Raw genomic sequence first — 19,084 nt, 5'->3', positions numbered from 1 at the left:
GGCGCAAAGGCGCCGGCCTCCGCCCTCATCCTCGTCTCTTGTGGACGGTCGCAAAGACCACCGTCAAAAGCGCGTGTGGCCTATCAAAAGACGTAGGGATTTTTGTACCATTGCGTTAAAAAGAAGAGCGCCATTTGACATGGCACCTCATTATCACACGCCGGATGCCATGAAACCCCACTGCGAAGTCTCCGAAAAGCTGTTCGAGCTCTATCACCGCGTTCACAGGCTCATCAACGAGTCGATGACCGAGGAAGGCGTCTCGCTGGCCCGCAGCAAGTTCCTGTTCTTCCTGAGCAAGCTCGGCCCCTGTCGCTCGACGGATATCGCCGACGCGCTGAATTTTGCACCCCGCACGGTGACCGAAGCGATCGACGGGCTGGAGCGGGACAAGCTGGTCGAGCGCAAGCCGGATCCTGCCGATCGCCGCGCCAAGATCGTCTCGATCACCGAGACGGGCCGCCATATGCTGGAAGCGGCCGAAATGCCCCGCCAGCAACTGCTGGAAGAGATATTCTCGTCGCTGGACGACAAGCAGCTCGACCAGTTGCAGTCGATCGTCACCACCCTCGTGCATCGGGTGGACGACATCCGGAACCGTCGTTTGGAAGAACGTCAGGGTTAAATCGATCGCATCTTCAAAAATGGAAAAAGGCCGGAGCATCATGCCCCAGCCTTTCCCCTTACAGGCCATCTCCCCGCCAACCTCGTGTCGGCAGAGAGGGGCCTTGGCGCGCAATTACATCGCGTCGACGCTGCCGACCGAGAAGAACATCGTCTCGCCGGAGGAATCGTCCACGCCGTCATTGTCGGTGACGACATAGCCGTTGCCGGCGCTGTCGATGGTAAAGCCTTCGACCTTGTCGAGAACGTAGCCGTTGAGCGACTTCAGGTCCGGAATGAGGTCGCGGACCTCTTCCTTCTTGACGACCGGCAGTTCGCCGCCGAGCTTGGCGGGCTTCAGGTCTGCAAGGGCGACGCGGTAGATCTTCTTCAGCTTCGCAGCGTTGCCGATCAGGTTGTCGCGCTCGATGACATAGGCATAGTTGCCGTTGACGGTGATTTCGGAAAGACCGACCCAGCCTTCGCCAGCCGCTTCGAGCGGATAGCTGACGGCGCCCCACTCTTCCGATGCCGGCTTGTAGGAGACGAGCTTTACGAAGCCCTTCTTGTCGTCCTTCCATTCGCGCTGGACAGCCATCCAGAGCGTCTGATCATCGCCTTCGCCAACGCTGGTGATGCCTTCGAAGCCGAAGCGGATTTCACCGGCGCGCAGTTCTTCCGGAATGGCCACTTCCTTGGTGATCTTGCCCTTGGCATCGACCCGGATCAGCGAATGCGCATAAAGCTTGTCGCTGTTGCCTTCGGAGGCCAGCCAGTAGCCCTCTTCACCGTTGGCGGCGATGCCTTCGATGTCGAGCTTCTGAGCCGGTGCACCGTCACGGGTGATGGCGAGCGCATCGGTGATAACCGCCGGCTTCTGGGTCGCATCGATCGAGAAGATGCGCGGCTGCGAGGCATAGACCGAGTCGCTGACAGCGAGCAGCTTGCCCGGTTCTCCGGCGACAGCCGCCAGACCCGAGAGAGCACCGAAGCCGATCGGCGCGCCGTCCTTGTCGGCGGAGACGATCTGCGGATAAGCAGCCGTGCCCTCTGCACGCTCATAGATCATGACGTGCGAACGGGCGAGACCGTCTTCCCAGAGATCGACTTCGTTGGCGGTTGCCAGCAGGTTACGGCCCGGGATGGCGACAGCGCCTTCCGGGGAGACGCCCGACGGCAGGATCTGCAGCAGTTCAGGCTCCGCGCCGGTATCCTTGTAAACACCGATGACGGAGGCGCGCTCGGCGAGAACGAAGAACAGCTTGTCTTCGCCGAAGGTCGCAGCTTCGAGGCCTTCCGGCTCGACGCCCTTGGAATTGCGCTTGTCCGGATAGTGGCCAAGGCGTGCGATAGCCTGCTCGAAGCTCGAACCCGATTCAAAGAGAACCTTGCCGGCCTTGTCGAAGATCGTGAAGCCGCGCGAGCCGCCTTCGTAGTCGCCTTCATTGGCAACAACGATACGGTTGTCATCGAGCCACTTCACGGCATCCGGCTCGCGCTTCACGCCGGTCATTTCGCCGGTGAAATTGAGCGCGCCGTCCTTCTTGACGTCGATGCCCTTCAGATCAGCTGTACCGGCAGAGAAATGGCCGGTCACGGTGCCCGTGTTGCCGTCGATGATGACGATGTGGTTGTTTTCCTGCAGTGTCAGGGCGATCTCGTTCTTGTCGTTGAACGAAACAAATTCCGGCTCCGGATCGTCGCCGGCGGTTTCGGCAAGACCGGTCAGCGTGATGTGCTTCAGCGTGCCGCAGTCCGGAACGCCGTCCTTCAGCGAAACGATCACGAGGTCGCCGGCCGGCATCTGGGGGATCTGGCCGTCATTGACCTCTTCGTCGCGCTCGTTTTCGATCGCAACAGCGGCAAGCGTCTTGTCCTTGCTGATGGAAACGGAATCCGGCTGACCGCCGAGATCGCACGTCACATCGACAGTCTTGCTGGCGATATCGACGGCAGCAAGGAAGCCCGAGGGCTTGACGAAGCTTTCGCGGGTGTTGACGGCGGTCAGCACCTTGGAGCCGACGGCAGCAACCGAGGTCGGCTCGCCTTCGAAGGAAACGATGCCGCCGGCCTTCGGGGCCTTTGCGTCGGTGATGTCAATGAAGCCGATCGCCTTCAGCGGGCTGTCGGAATAGACGAGCGTGTTGCCATCTTCGCTGGCTGTGATGATTTCAGCAGAGGTCGTGGTCTTCTTGTCCGTCTCGGCCGGCAGGTTGTCGGCAACGGCGAAGGATGCAACGCGGTTAAATACGGGTTCTGCAAAAGCGATCGTGGATGTCGATGCGGCAAGCACTGTAGCGAGCGCTGCGGTGATGGAAAATGTCTTCATGGGAAATCCCCTCCAGTTCTGGAACGGACGGGTTGTGCGACCTCCTTGTAACAGGCGCATGACAGCCACAAACAAAAAAAGAGGCCCGGAAAAATCCGGGCCTCTAATCCAACCTGCTATCGAACCGTCGGCTTGAAAGCCGCGGCGCTGCAGATGAAACATGAAGCTTAGTTGACGGCGTCCTTCAGACCCTTGCCGGCCGAGAACTTCGGCACGTTGCGTGCCGGAATGTCCACTTCAGCGCCGGTCGACGGGTTGCGACCCTTGGATGCTTCGCGACGGCTAACGGAGAAGTTGCCGAAGCCAACGAGGCGAACGTCGCCACCGTTCTTCAGTTCTGCCTGGATGACGTCGAAGAGTGCGTCCACTGCAGAGGATGCATCCGTCTTCGAAAGTCCGGCCTTCTCAGCAACGGCCGACACGAGCTCATTCTTGTTCATGTTTCCACCCCTTTCATACTGGTTCGAAACGACTCAATTTCAAGCCTGGGAGGCAAAAGTGCGTCCCCGCTTGGCAATCCCAATCGCCCCGAACGCCTAGGAATGCAAGGGTTTGCGCGCGTTTTTACGAAAAAAGACCGGCAAAACTGCCGGTCTTCCACTCTTTATCGCTGAATTGCCACTCCAACCCCCGAAAGAAGGCCGGAAAAAGGCAGTTTAGTGGGCTATGCCGAGGCCCGCATCGTCGCCCGAATCTGGCGTCGGTACAGGCTTTGCCTGCTTCGACGGATCCCATTCGATGGCAACCGGCACGCGCAGAAGAGCATGCTGAAGAACCTCGCCGATGTGCGACACCGGAACGATCTCCATGTTGTTCTTAACGTTGTCCGGAATGTCGGCCAGGTCCTTGGCGTTCTCTTCCGGGATCAGCACCTTCTTGATGCCGCCGCGAAGTGCTGCAAGCAGCTTCTCCTTCAGGCCACCGATCGGCAGCACGCGACCACGCAACGTGATCTCGCCCGTCATCGCCACGTCCTTGCTGACCGGGATGCCGGTCATGATCGAGACGATGGCGGTCGCCATCGCAACACCCGCAGACGGACCATCCTTCGGCGTCGCACCTTCCGGTACGTGAACGTGGATGTCGCTGGTGTCGAAGCGCGGGGGCTCGATGCCGAAGTCGATCGCACGCGAGCGGACATAGGATGCCGCCGCAGAAATCGATTCCTTCATCACGTCCTTCAGGTTGCCCGTTACCGTCATGCGGCCCTTGCCGGGCATCATCACGCCTTCGATCGTCAGCAGCTCGCCGCCAACCTCCGTCCAGGCCAGACCCGTCACCACGCCCACCTGATCGGTGCGCTCGGCTTCGCCGTGGCGGTAGCGCGGAACACCCAGATAGTCGTGGATGTTTTCCGCAGTGACTTCCACCTTCTTGGTCTTGCCCTTCAGGATTTCGGTCACAGCCTTACGAGCAAGCTTCATCAGCTCGCGCTCGAAACTGCGAACACCGGCTTCCCGCGTGTAGGTCTGGATCACGGCGGTCAGAGCACCGTCGGTGACCGAGAACTCCTTCGGCTGCAGGGCATGATCGGCAATCGCCTTCGGCAGCAGGTGCCGCTTGGCGATTTCCAGCTTTTCCTCTTCGGTGTAGCCGGCGATGCGGATCACTTCCATGCGGTCCATCAGGGGTGCTGGAATGTTCAGCGTGTTGGCCGTGGTGATGAACATCACGTTGGACAGGTCGTATTCGACTTCCAGGTAGTGGTCCATGAAGGTCGAGTTCTGTTCCGGATCCAGCACCTCGAGCAGAGCCGACGACGGATCGCCACGGAAATCCTGGCCCATCTTGTCGATTTCATCGAGCAGGAAGAGCGGGTTGGACTTCTTCGCCTTCTTCATCGACTGGATGACCTTGCCGGGCATCGAACCGATGTAGGTGCGGCGGTGACCGCGGATTTCGGCTTCGTCACGAACGCCACCGAGCGCCATGCGGACGTATTCACGACCGGTGGCCTTGGCGATCGAACGGGCGAGCGAGGTCTTGCCGACGCCCGGAGGGCCGACGAGGCACAGGATCGGACCCTTGATCTTGGCCGAACGGGCCTGGACCGCGAGATACTCGACGATACGTTCCTTGACCTTGTCCAGACCGAAGTGATCGACCTCAAGCACCTTCTCGGCGTTGTTGAGATCGGTCTTGATCTTGGACTTCTTGCTCCACGGAATGCCGAGCAGCCAATCCAGATAGTTGCGCACGACGGTCGCTTCCGCGGACATCGGGCTCATCTGGCGCAGCTTCTTCATTTCGGCTTCCGCCTTTTCGCGGGCCTCCTTGGAGAGCTTGGTCTTGGAGATGCGCTCTTCCAGTTCGGCCATCTCGTCGCGGCCTTCCTCGCCGTCGCCAAGCTCCTTCTGGATCGCCTTCATCTGCTCATTGAGGTAGTATTCGCGCTGTGTCTTCTCCATCTGGCGCTTGACGCGCGAGCGGATGCGCTTTTCGACCTGCAGAACCGAGATTTCGCCTTCCATGAAGCCGAGCGCCTTTTCAAGGCGTGCCTTCACGCTCGTCGTTTCCAGCATTTCCTGCTTCTCGACGATCTTGATGGACAGATGGGAGGCAACCGTGTCAGCGAGCTTCGAGTAATCCTCGATCTGGCTGGCGGCGCCGACAACTTCCGGCGAAATCTTCTTGTTGAGCTTCACATAGCTTTCGAACTCGGAAACGACCGAGCGGCTGAGCGCCTCGATCTCGACCGGATCTTCGTCCGGCTCTTCCAGCGAATGCGCCATCGCCTCATAGAAATCTTCGCGGGCGGTGTAACCATCGATCTCTGCACGCGAACGGCCTTCGACCAGCACCTTGACGGTACCGTCCGGCAGCTTCAGGAGCTGCAGCACGTTTGCGATGGTGCCGATCTGGTAGATCGCCGAAGGCTCGGGATCATCGTCGCTGGCGTTGATCTGGGTGGCAAGCATGATCTGCTTGTCGGTGCCCATCACTTCTTCCAGCGCCTTGATCGACTTTTCGCGACCGACAAAGAGCGGCACGATCATGTGGGGGAACACCACGATGTCGCGCAGCGGCAACACCGGATAGGTCGCGCTCTCAGTTGTCGGAGACGTTTTGTTCGTCATATCAATTCCTTTCCGTCCCGTTTCCGGGCTCGTTACCCGGAGCGCTCAAGATCGCCCCGCGTCATATTTCTTTCATGTGACAAGTGGAGGTTGGGAAGCTCGTTTTCAACCCTCGCCCTGCCCTATGCCCGCAGCACGGCGCCACGTCGCCGAACCTTGCGGGATATTAAATGGCACCGGGCTGTTGCGGGCCTTGCCGCAAACTTCAAACACAAGAACAACACCGGACGCGCCGTCACAGAATCGGATGATAATCGCGTTGTTACGGACGTTTAGCAATCGTTGAACGAAGCGGGAGCGACTTCAGACCCAATCCTTACACAAAAACCGGGCACGAAAAAGGCCCGCGCGAGCGGGCCTTCATCGGTTTTGCTATCGAATCCGGATCAGGCCGAAACGTTGGCCTTCTCCTCAGAGCGCTCCGAGTAGATGTAGAGCGGACGGGCCGAACCCTTGACGACGTCGTCGGAGATGACGACTTCGCGCACGCCTTCCAGCGTCGGCAGTTCGAACATCGTGTCGAGCAGGATCTTTTCCATGATCGAGCGCAGGCCGCGGGCGCCCGTCTTGCGGACGATCGCCTTGCGGGCGATTTCGCGCAGCGCGTCCTCGTGGAAGGTCAGTTCAACGTCTTCCATCTCGAACAGGCGCTGGTACTGCTTGATCAGCGCGTTCTTCGGCTCGGACAGGATCTGGATCAGCGCTGCCTCGTCGAGGTCTTCGAGCGTCGCCAGAACCGGCAGACGGCCGATGAACTCCGGGATGAGGCCGAACTTCACCAGATCTTCCGGCTCCAGTTCGCGCAGCACTTCGCCGACGCGGCGATCTTCCGGGGCACGAACCGCGGCACCGAAGCCGATCGAGGTCTTCTCGCCACGGGCTGAGATGATCTTGTCGAGGCCGGCAAACGCGCCGCCGCAGATGAACAGGATGTTCGTCGTGTCGACCTGCAGGAATTCCTGCTGCGGATGCTTGCGACCGCCCTGCGGCGGAACGGAAGCGACCGTGCCTTCCATGATCTTGAGCAGCGCCTGTTGAACACCCTCGCCCGACACGTCGCGGGTGATAGAGGGGTTGTCGGACTTGCGCGAGATCTTGTCGACTTCGTCGATGTAGACGATGCCGCGCTGGGCGCGCTCGACATTGTAGTCGGCAGCCTGGAGCAGCTTCAGAATGATGTTTTCGACGTCTTCACCGACATAACCGGCTTCTGTCAGCGTCGTCGCGTCGGCCATGGTGAACGGCACGTCGATGATACGAGCCAGCGTCTGGGCAAGATAGGTCTTGCCGCAGCCGGTCGGGCCGACGAGCATGATGTTCGACTTCGCCAGTTCGACATCCGAGCCCTTGGCCGCATGGGCCAGGCGCTTGTAATGATTGTGAACCGCGACCGACAGGATACGCTTGGCCTGCTGCTGGCCGATGACGTATTCGTCAAGAACCTTGATGATCTCCTGCGGCGTCGGAACGCCGTCACGGGACTTGACCATCGAGGTCTTGTTCTCTTCGCGGATGATGTCCATGCAGAGTTCGACGCATTCATCGCAGATGAACACGGTCGGTCCGGCAATCAGCTTGCGGACTTCGTGCTGGCTCTTGCCGCAGAACGAACAATAGAGGGTATTCTTCGAGTCACCGCCGTTGCTACCGCTGACCTTGCTCATATCACTTTCCTTCCAGCACGCCGGACACCTCGCGCAAGGCACCACGGACCAGTCCAACCGCCCTGAGCCTTCGACACGCAACAGCGCCGGGTATCAGGACTTTTCGGGAGTACGAACCGGCTTCAAACACCCATCGTCTTAGACGGGCTTGACGTCCGGTGGCAACGAATCTCCCACCGATTACCGAATGCTAGGACTTCAAACTTCAACATAGCATTAACGGTCGATATTAACGGCTTTGCGCTGCGGATAAAGCCCCGACACAGTTACAATTGTGTCACATTGGCCTCTATCCGCACACAAAAGCTTGAAATCAACCCTGCGTCGCTGCCTCGGCGGCTTCGCGAGAGGTGATCACCTTGTCGACGACACCCCAGGCCTGGGCTTCGTCGGCAGTCATGAAATGGTCACGGTCGAGCGTCTGTTCAACCTCTTCGTAGGTGCGGCCAGTGTGCTTGACGTAGACTTCGTTGAGGCGACGCTTCATCTTGATGATGTCGCGGGCGTGGCGCTCGATGTCGGACGCCTGACCCTGGAAGCCGCCCGAAGGCTGATGAACCATGATGCGGGCGTTCGGCGTTGCAAAGCGCATGTCCTTGTGGCCGGCGCAGAGAAGCAGCGAACCCATCGAAGCGGCCTGACCGATGCAGAGCGTCGAAACGGCAGGCTTGATGAACTGCATCGTGTCGTAGATCGCCATGCCGGCGGTGACGACACCACCCGGCGAATTGATGTAGAGGGCGATTTCCTTCTTCGGGTTTTCTGCCTCGAGGAAAAGGAGCTGAGCGCAGACCAGCGTCGCCATGTGATCTTCGACCGGGCCGGTCAGGAAGATGATCCGCTCTTTCAGAAGACGGGAGTAGATATCGTAGGAACGTTCGCCCCGATTGGTCTGTTCGACGACCATAGGAACGAGGGCCATGGCGGTATCAACGGGATTTCTCATATCAAACCTTTGTCTGTCTGGCCCGCAAAGCCTTTGCGCGCCGGGAATCATCGAAAATCTCTCGTCCCATACATAGAGTGTCCCTACACTCCACTTCAAGTCGCCACGTCGCTATAACGTTAATAGCCGGCTGACCATTTATGAGGTGATCATACACAGATGTCCGTGCCCCGCATCTAGCGAGATTCCGTGAGGAGTAAACGCATGGACGACAGCACGAAACGATCGCCCCCAGCCATTGCATGAGCGATGCTGAATAAAACGTAAAATTCGCCGCGCATTCGCCGGCATCTGTGTCAAAGCTGGGATTCGATCGGCAGAATGCGGATGACGCCGGCGGTCACGCGTCTCACAAAGCCGGCTTCCGGCTCCCGTCTCAGCTTTCTTGCAGTCCCCTCCTCCCGGTCGATCCACTCGATTCGATTGCCGGAAAGCTGAAGCCGGAAACTGTTGATATCCAGCGTTTCCTCGGCAAAGACGGCATTTACGCCCTCGACGAGATCGGGGTGCGTGAACAGCATGCCCATTTCCGTGTTGAGCGAGGCCGAACGCGGATCGAAGTTCATGGAGCCGACGAAAGCCGTTTCGCCATCGACCGTAAAGGCCTTGGTGTGCAGGCTCGCGCCGCGCGACCCGAAGAGCGAGATGCGCCGCCGCTCGCCGGGCGCGTGAATGGCCTTGAGTTCGAACAGAACCACACCGGCACGCAGCAACTGCTTGCGGTAATTCGCATAGGCCCCATGCACCGCCGCGACATCCGTCGCTGCCAGGGAGTTGGTGAGAATGGAGACATTGACGCGCCGCGCAATCATCTCCTCGATCCGGGTCACGCCCTGCCGTCCGGGAATGAAGTAGGGTGAGATCACCCGGATATCCCGCTGCGCCGCCTCCAGCACTGGCAGCAGTTCGCGCATGATCCAGTTCTGCCGCTTCTGCAGGTGGGCCTTTTCCGGCGGATCGCAGACCAGCCGGACCGCATCCGTCCAGCAGAGCTCGTTGTTTGCGGTATAGAGATCGCCGGAGGCCATGTCCTTCTCAACCTCTTCCAGGTAACGCTTCGCCTCGGCGGCATGCGCCTGCCTTTCCAGCCGATAGCGAAGCTGCGGAAGATAGTGCCGGCGCGGAGTGCGCAACGCTCCGATCGGCAGCACGACCGCGCTGTTCCAGTAGCGATCGAACATCTCGGCGGCCTCGCTCACGACGGGGCCCGTCATCCAGACATCGAGATCGCGGAAATTCGCCTGCTCGTCCGCGTCGAAATAGGCGTCGCCGATGTTGCGTCCGCCGGAAATCGCCACATGCCCGTCGGCGATCCACGCCTTGTTGTGCATGCGCCGCGTGGCGCTCAGCGGCCGCAGCATAATTTCCAGCCCGCGCCGCAGCCGGTCGTTGCGCGCCCGGCTCGGATTGAAAAGCCTGACCTCGATATTGTCGTGGGCGTCCAGCGACAGGCACATGCGATCGTGCAGGCCGGCATTGATGTCGTCGAGCAGCAGGCGCACCCGCACACCCCTGTCGGCCGCCGCGATGATCTCCCGCGTCAGCAGTTTTCCGGTCAGGTCGTTCTTCCAGTAATAATATTGCAGATCGAGACTGCGGCCGGCGCGGCGGGCGGTGATCACCCGGGCGGCGAAGGCATCGACATTGTCGTCGATCAGCGCGACGCCGTTCTTGCCCGGATGCGCAGCCAGAAGCGGCGCAGCAAGCCGGTCTATCTCCGTTTCATCGTGTTTCGGCGGCAGGGCATGGCTCGGGCCGCCCTGAAGGTGGCGCCCGAAGCGGCCATAGACGTAGGCGGCCGCAAGCCCGATGGCGAGCAGAACGAACACGGCGACCAGAAGAAGGGTGTGCATGACCCCGTGCGCCTCAGAGCTTCACAGCCGCGTTGTCATCGCTGGTCACGGGCTGGATGCCCAGCGCGCCCTTCAGGTCGATGAAGGCCTTGATCGGCAGGTGGTCAGACGCCACCCTTGCCAGAGGGGTGTTGTGGACCTCCACGGCCGTCACCAGATTGTGCGGGCTTCCCATCACCCGGTCCAGCGCCAGCACCGGAAAACGCGACGGGAAGCTCGGCACCGCCGTCGCCACATGATCGAATTTCGGGCTGAGCGAGGCGAGCGCCGAACGCCGCCCCAGCCGCCACTCGTTGAGATCGCCGATCAGGACCGTCGGCCGGTCCTCGGCCTCGTTGATGGCATTCAGGATGGCTGCGGCCTGCTGCGCGCGCGAATGCCGCAAAAGTCCGAAATGGGCGGCGATAATCCGGAGCGGCCCGATCTTCAGATCGAGATCGACGACCAGCGCGCCGCGCGGCTCGACGCCCGGCAGTTTCAGCTGGCTGACCTTGGCGACGACACCCTCGCGCAGCAACAGCACATTGCCATGCCAGCCATGCCCCTTGGGCGAAAAGGCGGAAATCGGCACAGACACCAGATGGCAGTCGCGATGCAGCCGCTCCATGTCGAGCAGCCCCGCCCGCTCGCCAAACCGCTGGTCGGCCTCCTGCAGCGCGATGATATCGGCATCGATCTCGCTGATCACCTCGGTAATCCGGCCGGGATCGAAGCGTTTGTCGACGCCCACGCATTTGTGGATGTTATAGGAGGCAATCACGGTATCGCCGCGATCGCCGGAGGGATCACGGCCTGCGAGTGACACGCGCTTTCCGCGAAGGGCGGAAAAAATACCGCTCGATATGCTCTTATGCGGCGAGGTCATCGCTGCTCCCGGTCGTTCCATAAGCCGGAATTTAGATGCCGCCGCCGGGATGACAAGGGAGAGGGTCGCGCCAAGGCAAATAAATGCGACTTGCAGCACCCCGCACCAACTCTTAGACCGGGAGGCAGTAGACCAGAACAGAGACAGCCATGCCCGCCGCAATCGAAAGCGCCCGCCGCCACGTCAGCCTCGATGTCAACGACCCCGTCTTTTACAGCAACCCGCTCGACACCTACGCCCGGTTCCACGCGGAATGTCCCGCCTTCTACTGGGAAGAGCGCGGCCAATGGTACTTCGCGGGCTATGACCGGGTAAACGGCCTGCTGCGCGACCGCCGCTTCGGCCGCCAGATCCTGCATGTGGCAACCCGCGAAGAGCTCGGCATGGCGGAACCCAAGCCGCATGTGAAGGATTTCGACCGGCTGGAAGAGCACTCGCTTCTGGAACTGGAGCCGCCGGCCCACACCCGCCTGCGCACCCTCGTCAACCGCGCCTTCGTCTCGCGCCAGATCGAGCAGCTGAAGCCGGAGATCGAAGCCCTCTGCCACCGGCTGATCGACGGCTTCGAGAAGGATGGCGAAGTCGAGCTTTTGAAGACCTATGCCGAAATCGTGCCGGTGACGGTGATCGCCCGCATGCTCGGCGTCCCCGTCGAGATGGCGCCAAAGCTGCTCGACTGGTCGCACCGCATGGTGAAGATGTATATGTTCAACCCGAGCTACGAGACCGAGCTCGACGTCAACCAGGCCTCCGCCGATTTCGCCGGTTATCTGAAGGAACTCGTCGACTGGAAGCGTGACAACCCGGCCGACGACCTGCTCACCCACATGATCGTCACCGAAAAGGACGGCGAGCGCCTGAGCGACGACGAACTGGTTTCGACAGCCGTCCTGCTCCTCAACGCCGGCCACGAGGCAACGGTCCATCAGGTCGGCAACGCCGTGAACACGCTTCTGAAGACCGGCTCCGACCCTGCAACGGTTTTCGCAGACGATGCGACGACCGAAAAGACCATCGAAGAGACGATGCGTTTTGCAGCGCCTCTTCACGTCTTCCAGCGCTACGCGCTTTCCGATATCGAACTCGAAGACGGCATCACTTTGAAGAAGGGCGACAAGATCGGCCTGCTGCTCGCCGCCGCCAACGTCGATCCGGCAAAATTCACCGATCCCCTCACCTTCCGCCCGAACCGCAACGAAGGCCCCCACCTCTCCTTCGGCGCCGGCCTGCACTTCTGCATCGGCGCACCGCTGGCGCGGCTGGAGCTACGCCAGTCACTGCCCATCCTGTTCGAACGCCTGCCGGGCCTGCGGCTGAAGGAGGAGCCGAAGGTCAAGGACAGCTATCATTTTCATGGGCTGGAAAGGTTGGATTTGGTTTGGGGGTGAGTTTTGCGTTCTGCCTCCGCCCTCTGTGCGGGTGGAAGGTATGTCTGCGACCCATTGCGTGCGTTAGTGCATTTTGCCATTCTCCAGTCATGAAATCTGAAAGTCCGGATACAAAAGAGAACGCCGTAATTCACCTTGCTCCGAACGAAGCACTGGTCTTGTTCGAGTTGCTTTCTCGATGGACAGAACCGCAGCAGCACAGTCCTGACAGCAAATGCTTCGAGTCGGAGGCGGAATGCGGCGTGTTGCTCGGTGTTCTTGCTAGCCTTGAAAAGCAAGTTAGCGCGCCATTCAGATCGGACTACAGTCAGATGCTGACCGATGCACGGGAGGCACTCGCACATCTGTGGGACTATAAATCGCTTCAAGGTGATTAAACGACGCCTCCAATCGTAGCAAAGCGGTCCAACCACATTCTGTGCGGGTGGAATGTCGTCCAAGTGTATTGAGGCAAAAAAGCGCTCTCTAAAATTAATCTTGGAGCAAGGTTCGCGGCGCAATCTGGAATTGCACACTAGCCAAGATGGAGAACCCAAATGAGCGCTCCTCACATGATGATAAATTTGCTGCGTGATGCCGAGTATATAGCGCGTGCAAGCAATCTTCCCCTCGTTACCATATTTATCACCATGGCACTTATGCAACTGAAGCAAGAATCGAGAAAGCGAGACGATAGCGCTGCTTGATTGACAATCAGCATTGCCGGGGAGTGGTTCTGCTGAGGTTTCGGCATCTGCAGCCGCCCCATGTGGCTGAAGGGATGGAATCCCCTCTCGCACGCTGCTGCTTTCGCATTCTTCCGCCTGGGCGCGTACAAACGCCAGTCGGCTGTCCTCGATGCCGAAGTTGCCCGGTTTCATTCCGAGCCAACGCACGATCTGGAAGTAGTGATCGATTGTCGGTTCAGCGCCACGGGCAAGGCGGGACACGGTTGCGGCCGAAGTACCGGTGAGCTTTCCTATCTCGCGCGTCGATAGGGTCTTCAGGCGCTCTTGCAGCGCCCCGGCAATCCACTTCCAGCCCGGTTCCGTTTTATCTGAGGGTGGATGGCTGCAATTGGGCCCTTTGCGGTCGTAAGGCCGTCTGTCTGGGCGCGTTGCTAAACCCCTTCAGGTTGCTACGGTGCGACTCACCGATTTTGCATGGGGTAACGTATGATCTACAGAGATGTGCCGGGAGGATATGAGCTGTTGGCTTGGTTCGGAGAGGTGCCAACTTTCCACGATGCCGAGATTATCAGTCTGTCACTTAGCCGAACCGGAGCCAGCGAACTAAAGATACACGGCTGGATCATGACCGACGGTGTTGATCCGAATGGGTATATTTTGCTCGACAAGCACGCTGTCGTGACTTTCAGCTTTGAAGGAGTCATGGACCTTCAAATAGATGGCTTTAGCCACCAGAATGTCATTGCAGGCCTTACCCTTCGACGTGCAACGGACAGAGGCCGATCCGGTTACTATGCGATGCCAGAGGATGTCGACGACATCGAGATTGAACTCCTACCTTGCTACGGCTTGGACGGCTTCATCAGAGCAAAAAAGGTCGCGATATCATTCGTTCCGGGACGACCGGCTCAAGCGTGGTGACGCTCAAGTGGCTTCAGTTGGATCAGTCCTTACGTTCGCTTATGGCAATCCGGCCGAAGTGGTCGTCGCCTGTTGGCGCATTTTGGCCGAGAGGATGGACCGCAATCGGCCCGAAGCGGTCACTCGCCTTCTTCCAAATTTAAGAGCGTGACAACCAAGAACTGAAGCTCTTTGGTACTTCCGAAACGCCGACTTTAAGGACCGGAGGCTCGTGCGTCGCGATGTACCAATGATCGGAACTTCGCCAAACAATCTCCCTGAAACTCACTTTGAGTCTTCCGATGGCATGCCAATACGCCATCAGAATATCTGGCGAGTCCATTTCCTTTGGCTGATATGAAAACGGAACTCCGCTGGCATTCAGTTGACTCAGCTTCGAAAATAAATCGTCATTTTCCCATAGCTCCCCTTCATCAATGAATGCGATTTCATTCCCAAATTCGTGACCGCTTGCTGTTCGCCTTCCGCCGCATAGAACGATTAGCCCTTGTGACACCTTCGATAAATGAGAGACATACGGCGGGGGAGGTTCGCCAGGTTTCCCAAACTCAATCGCCAAAGATGGCGTTTGTTTCGTGTCGTTCATCTGTAAAAATCCATCTGCGCGGCAATCCACGGTTTTTATTACATAGCCTTATCGACCGCAATGACAGCGCAAAGCGGTCATGAACGATTCCATTTATCTGACAGGTGGGTGTCTCTGCCTTGTTAGGGGCCAACCTCTTGAGACCTTTCAACGCTGGGGAGCTGCGCAATGACCACAACGGCTAACGGTGCGAGGACTAAGCCGATCGGAAACCAAACGTACCATCGTCGCTTCTTAACTGCCGCAATCCATGCTGTTCCAATTGCCGAGGACAACCACAGCAAAATGCGCCCATAATCGAACCAAGTCATAGATGCCTCAGAATTTCCAAGATGGTGCAATTTCTCTCGCACGTCATCGGTGTTGTCCAACCACAAAATTCTCCATCCCCGAAAACTCCCGCCCCACATCCGTATGCCATGATCGCCCTGTCCCGTCATCGGCTACACCGCGAGGCGTCGCGGCGAGGCGGGGCTGGCACCGGAGCTGGAAGCGGGACGCGATCTTTCTTCTTCGGGGTCGGCAGAAAATGCTCCCCTTCTGCGGACGCCCGGGTGTCAAAAACCCGGAGTCTCGCCGCAGGCGTGCCTGTGCGGCACACAACGCCCTTTTGAGATGAAGGGAAGCAGAGGGAGCGGAGTTGCCGGCAAAAACTGCGAAACGGGGCGCTTCCGGGCGTCATTCTCTCTAATCTTGTTCGCGGCACCCTGAAGCGCCCCGGCCGAGACCTGAACCAACGAACAGCCACGGCGGTTTTCCGCGCGTGGACAGAACCGCGTCCTTGGAAAACAGAATCTGCGTCGCATTCCTGTAGAGTACGAAAAAGGAAAGGTTGAAAGAGCCCGCTACCTCAACAGTAAAAAGCAGCTCACAGCCTGATCACATAATCTTTGCGAGTCGTTTCAACGACTTCCCACGTTCCCTTGAAGCCGGGTCTGAGCACCATGCGGTCGCCCGCCTTCAGATGCACGGCCTCGCCGCCCTCTTCGGTCACGATCGAATGGCCGGAGAGGACGCTGAAATACTCCCATTCGTCGTAGACGATCCGCCACTTGCCCGGCGTCGCTTCCCAGACCCCGGCATAAACGCCGCCATCGGCCTCTTCCAGGTTCCAGGTGCGGAATTCCGGTGATCCCGAAATCAGCCGGTCGGCGGCCGGTGCGCCGATCTCCGGCTCGATGGTCGAAAGATCGAAAAGAAATGCGTTGCTCATGATGTCTCCGAAATTGAAACCCCGCGGCACTGAGCCGCCGCGGGGCGAATGCCTGCTTTTACGCCTTGGCGAGCGACTGCTCCAGATCGGCGATGATATCGGCGACATCCTCGATACCGACCGAAAGCCGCACGACCTCCGGCCCGGCACCGGCCGCCGTCTGCTGCTCGGCCGAAAGCTGGCGGTGGGTCGTCGAGGCCGGATGGATGACCAGCGAGCGCGTGTCGCCGATATTGGCGAGATGCGAGAACATCTCCAGCCCCTCGACGAAGCGCTTGCCCGCGTCATAACCGCCCTTCAGCCCGAAGGTGAAGACAGCCCCTGCGCCCTTCGGCGAATAGCGCTGCTGCAGGCCGTGGTTCGCGTCGCCGTCAAGCCCGGCATAATTCACGTATTCGACCTTGTCGTGCTTCGAAAGCCAGGTCGCCACAGCCAGCGCATTGTCGCAATGACGCTGCATCCTGAGCGGCAGCGTTTCGATGCCCGTCAGGAGTAGAAAGGCATTGAAAGGCGAAATCGCCGGGCCGAAATCACGCAAGCCCAGCACGCGGCAGGCAATCGCGAAGGCGAAATTGCCGAAGGTCGCGTGCAGCACCATGCCGGCATATTCGGGACGTGGCTCCGACAACATCGGATATTTGCCGGATTTCGACCAGTCGAACGTGCCGCCATCGACGATGACGCCGCCCATCGAATTGCCATGGCCGCCCATGAACTTGGTCAGCGAATGCACGACGATATCGGCGCCATGCTCGATCGGCCGCACCAGATAGGGCGTCGCCATGGTGTTATCGACGATCAGCGGCAGGCCGTGACGGCGCGCGACTTCGGCGATGGCGGCGATATCGACAAAGGTGCCGGCCGGATTGGCAAGGCTCTCGATAAAGATCGCCTTGGTGCGATCGTCGATCTGGCTTTCGAAGCTCGCGGGATCGCGGGCATCCGCCCAGCGCACATGCCAGTCGAAGGATTTGAAGGAATTGCCGAACTGGTTGACCGAGCCACCATAGAGCTGCCGGCCGGCAACGAAATTGTCACCGGGGCTCATGATTGTGTGGAAGACGAGCAATTGCGCGGCATGGCCCGAGGCCACCGCAAGCGCCGCCGTGCCGCCTTCCAGCGCCGCCACGCGCTCTTCCAGCACGGCCTGAGTCGGGTTCATGATCCGGGTGTATATATTGCCGAAGGCCTGCAGGCCGAACAGCGACGCCGCATGGTCGGCATCGTTGAAGACAAAGCTGGTGGTCTGGTAGATCGGCGTGGCGCGTGCACCCGTCGTCGGGTCTGGCTGGGCGCCGGCGTGGATGGCAAGCGTGTTGAAGCCCGGTTTCGTGCTCATGGAAAACTCCTCCCGTTGAATTTTGCAGCACTATTCCAGAGCAAATCCCCCAGCGTCAAAGATTGTTTTTCCAAAATCCAGCCGCATGACGCACTTCTGGTTGCAGACATCTGCTGCCGGGGCTCACGCCACCAGCCGCGGATATTCAATCGCCGGGCAACGATCCATCACCACCTTGATGCCCTTGGCTTCCGCCTTGGCCGCCGCGAAATCATCGCGCACGGAAAGCTGCCCCCAGATCACTTTCGGAAGATCAGGCAAGGCCAGAACCTCATCGATCAAGGCCGGCAATTGATCTGCCGCGCGAAAAACATCGATCATATCAACCGGCAGCGGCACATCGGCCAGCTTCGCATAAACCTTCTGCCCCTGAATTTCCTTGCCCGCCTGCCCCGGGTTCACGGGGTAAACCGTGTAGCCCTTGCGCAGCAGGAAGGCCATGACCCGGTAGCTCGGCCGCTCCGCATTCGGCGAGGCGCCGACGAGCGCGATCGTCTTCGTGTCCGTCAGGATTTCACGGAGGAAATAGTCGGGATAGCTGTCGTGGCTCATGATTCTCGCCGCTCCTTGTTTTGAAGGGATACTTGGAACGGCCGGCGAAGGTGTCAACCGCGCGCAGCATGTCCTTTCGGCGTGGCATGCCCGGATTTTTTGCCTGAAAGCCGCCAAATCTGGCCGTCTTGTCCTCTATCCCAAGGATTGCGATTGCAAATGCCCCGGCGGCGTTTCAGAAGCAGCGCAAGTTCCCCCGTTGTTCTTTCCGAGGTCGTCTTGGCTCCCGACGTTATCGCGCTCGTTCTTCTCGGTGCGCTTCTGCATGCGATCTGGAATGCCTTGGTCAAGGCCGGCTCGGAAAAGTCGCTCGATGCCGCGATGATCGCGCTCGGGGCCGCCGTGGTTGCGGTCCCTTTCCTGCCATTCGTCCCCTTTCCGGCGCCGGCCTCATGGCCGCTGCTGATCGTCTCCGCCTTCTTCCAGTTCGTCTATTTCCAGCTGGTCGCTGCCGCCTACCGCGCCGGTGACATCGGCCTCGTCTACCCGCTGATGCGCGGTGTGGCACCCCTGATCGTCGCCTCGACCAGCGGCTTCATCCTCAAGGAACAGCTCTCATCGGGAACGCTGATCGGCATCCTGACGATCTGTACCGGCGTGCTGACGCTCGCCTTCGAGGCCCGCAAGGGCGGCAAACATGCGATCATGCTGGCGCTTGCGAACGCCTGCGTCATCGCCAGCTACACCTATGTCGACGGCATCGGCGCCCGCCTCGCCGGCAATCCGATCTCCTACACGCTCTGGATGGCGCTTCTGCCGCCGTTCCTGCTGTTCGCCTGGGCCTTCCACAAACGCGGCGTTGCCCCCGTCATCTTTCACGTCCGCCATCAATGGTGGCGCGGCCTGATCGGCGGCGGCGGCTCGCTCGCAGCCTACGGCTTGGCGCTCTGGGCCATGACCAAGGCACCGGTTGCGACTGTTGCGGCACTCCGCGAAACCTCAATCCTGTTCGCGGTGATCATCTCCATCGTGTTCCTGAAGGAGCGGGTCAGCCCGTTCAGGATTGCGGCGGCAGGATTGATCGCGTTGGGCGCGCTGCTGCTGAAGCTTGCTTGAAGACGGGTCACCTCTGATGTATGT

The 19,084-nt window shown here is 59.7% G+C and carries 15 protein-coding genes; 4 read left to right on the top strand and 11 right to left on the bottom strand.

The features are described 5' to 3' along the window. Nucleotides 1–169: 169 nt before the first annotated feature. On the top strand, nt 170–625 hold the full coding sequence (locus BLX89_RS00335; RefSeq protein ID WP_075289201.1) for a MarR family winged helix-turn-helix transcriptional regulator: 456 nt from the start codon (nt 170–172) through the stop codon (nt 623–625). 114 nt (nt 626–739) lie between these two features. Here the strand turns inward: BLX89_RS00335 and BLX89_RS00330 are convergent, their stop codons facing one another. The 7 genes from BLX89_RS00330 to BLX89_RS00300 all read right to left on the bottom strand — a co-directional run bounded on the left by BLX89_RS00330 (nt 740) and on the right by BLX89_RS00300 (nt 11,337). After that, nucleotides 740–2,932 carry an esterase-like activity of phytase family protein gene (locus BLX89_RS00330; protein ID WP_075288683.1) on the bottom strand — a complete coding sequence of 731 codons (2,193 nt, stop codon included), beginning with the start codon at nt 2,930–2,932 and terminating at the stop codon, nt 740–742. A 167-nt stretch (nt 2,933–3,099) separates the two neighbouring features. Next, entirely contained in the window at nt 3,100–3,372 is a 273-nt protein-coding gene (hupB, locus tag BLX89_RS00325) for a DNA-binding protein HupB (RefSeq protein ID WP_075288682.1), read from the bottom strand. 216 nt (nt 3,373–3,588) lie between these two features. Then, nucleotides 3,589–6,009 (bottom strand): endopeptidase La, encoded by a 2,421-nt coding sequence (gene lon / locus BLX89_RS00320; RefSeq protein ID WP_075288681.1) that lies wholly within the window; start codon nt 6,007–6,009, stop codon nt 3,589–3,591. A 386-nt stretch (nt 6,010–6,395) separates the two neighbouring features. Continuing rightward, nucleotides 6,396–7,673: an ATP-dependent Clp protease ATP-binding subunit ClpX gene (gene clpX / locus BLX89_RS00315; RefSeq protein WP_056314733.1), complete on the bottom strand. Its 1,278-nt coding sequence runs from the start codon at nt 7,671–7,673 to the stop codon at nt 6,396–6,398. A 313-nt stretch (nt 7,674–7,986) separates the two neighbouring features. Continuing rightward, nucleotides 7,987–8,619, bottom strand: a complete 633-nt coding sequence (gene clpP / locus BLX89_RS00310) for an ATP-dependent Clp endopeptidase proteolytic subunit ClpP (protein ID WP_075288680.1) — start codon at nt 8,617–8,619, stop codon at nt 7,987–7,989. A gap of 296 nt (nt 8,620–8,915) precedes the next feature. Beyond that, complete coding sequence (locus BLX89_RS00305) at nt 8,916–10,472, bottom strand: phospholipase D family protein (protein ID WP_075288679.1); 1,557 nt, start codon at nt 10,470–10,472, stop codon at nt 8,916–8,918. 13 nt (nt 10,473–10,485) lie between these two features. After that, on the bottom strand, nt 10,486–11,337 hold the full coding sequence (locus BLX89_RS00300) for an endonuclease/exonuclease/phosphatase family protein (protein WP_075288678.1): 852 nt from the start codon (nt 11,335–11,337) through the stop codon (nt 10,486–10,488). 149 nt (nt 11,338–11,486) lie between these two features. Here BLX89_RS00300 and BLX89_RS00295 point away from each other — a divergent pair, with 149 nt between their 5' ends. Continuing rightward, nucleotides 11,487–12,725, top strand: a complete 1,239-nt coding sequence (locus tag BLX89_RS00295; RefSeq protein WP_075288677.1) for a cytochrome P450 — start codon at nt 11,487–11,489, stop codon at nt 12,723–12,725. A 1,154-nt stretch (nt 12,726–13,879) separates the two neighbouring features. After that, the gene (locus BLX89_RS00285; protein ID WP_075288675.1) at nt 13,880–14,314 is read left to right on the top strand and encodes an Imm50 family immunity protein; all 435 of its coding nucleotides are present in this window, start codon (nt 13,880–13,882) and stop codon (nt 14,312–14,314) included. Between the two features lie 139 nt (nt 14,315–14,453). Here the strand turns inward: BLX89_RS00285 and BLX89_RS24065 are convergent, their stop codons facing one another. The 4 genes from BLX89_RS24065 to BLX89_RS00270 all read right to left on the bottom strand — a co-directional run bounded on the left by BLX89_RS24065 (nt 14,454) and on the right by BLX89_RS00270 (nt 18,004). Further along, nucleotides 14,454–14,900: a hypothetical protein gene (locus BLX89_RS24065; RefSeq protein ID WP_143523397.1), complete on the bottom strand. Its 447-nt coding sequence runs from the start codon at nt 14,898–14,900 to the stop codon at nt 14,454–14,456. 868 nt (nt 14,901–15,768) lie between these two features. Then, nucleotides 15,769–16,113, bottom strand: a complete 345-nt coding sequence (locus tag BLX89_RS00280) for a cupin domain-containing protein (RefSeq protein WP_075288674.1) — start codon at nt 16,111–16,113, stop codon at nt 15,769–15,771. Nucleotides 16,114–16,171: 58 nt separating this feature from the next. Then, a complete protein-coding gene (locus BLX89_RS00275) occupies nt 16,172–17,452 on the bottom strand; it encodes an O-acetylhomoserine aminocarboxypropyltransferase (RefSeq protein WP_075288673.1) in 1,281 nt (426 codons plus the stop codon). A 123-nt stretch (nt 17,453–17,575) separates the two neighbouring features. Further along, nucleotides 17,576–18,004: a CoA-binding protein gene (locus tag BLX89_RS00270; RefSeq protein ID WP_075288672.1), complete on the bottom strand. Its 429-nt coding sequence runs from the start codon at nt 18,002–18,004 to the stop codon at nt 17,576–17,578. A 219-nt stretch (nt 18,005–18,223) separates the two neighbouring features. Here BLX89_RS00270 and BLX89_RS00265 point away from each other — a divergent pair, with 219 nt between their 5' ends. Then, on the top strand, nt 18,224–19,060 hold the full coding sequence (locus tag BLX89_RS00265) for an EamA family transporter (protein WP_075289200.1): 837 nt from the start codon (nt 18,224–18,226) through the stop codon (nt 19,058–19,060). Nucleotides 19,061–19,084: the final 24 nt, after the last annotated feature.

Origin of the sequence: Pararhizobium arenae (assembly GCF_001931685.1) — a bacterium.
In the GTDB taxonomy this organism is placed as follows: Bacteria; Pseudomonadota; Alphaproteobacteria; order Rhizobiales; family Rhizobiaceae; genus Pararhizobium; species Pararhizobium arenae.
Note: the sequence above shows the minus strand (reverse complement) of the source record. Positions and strands in the feature narration are given on the sequence as shown.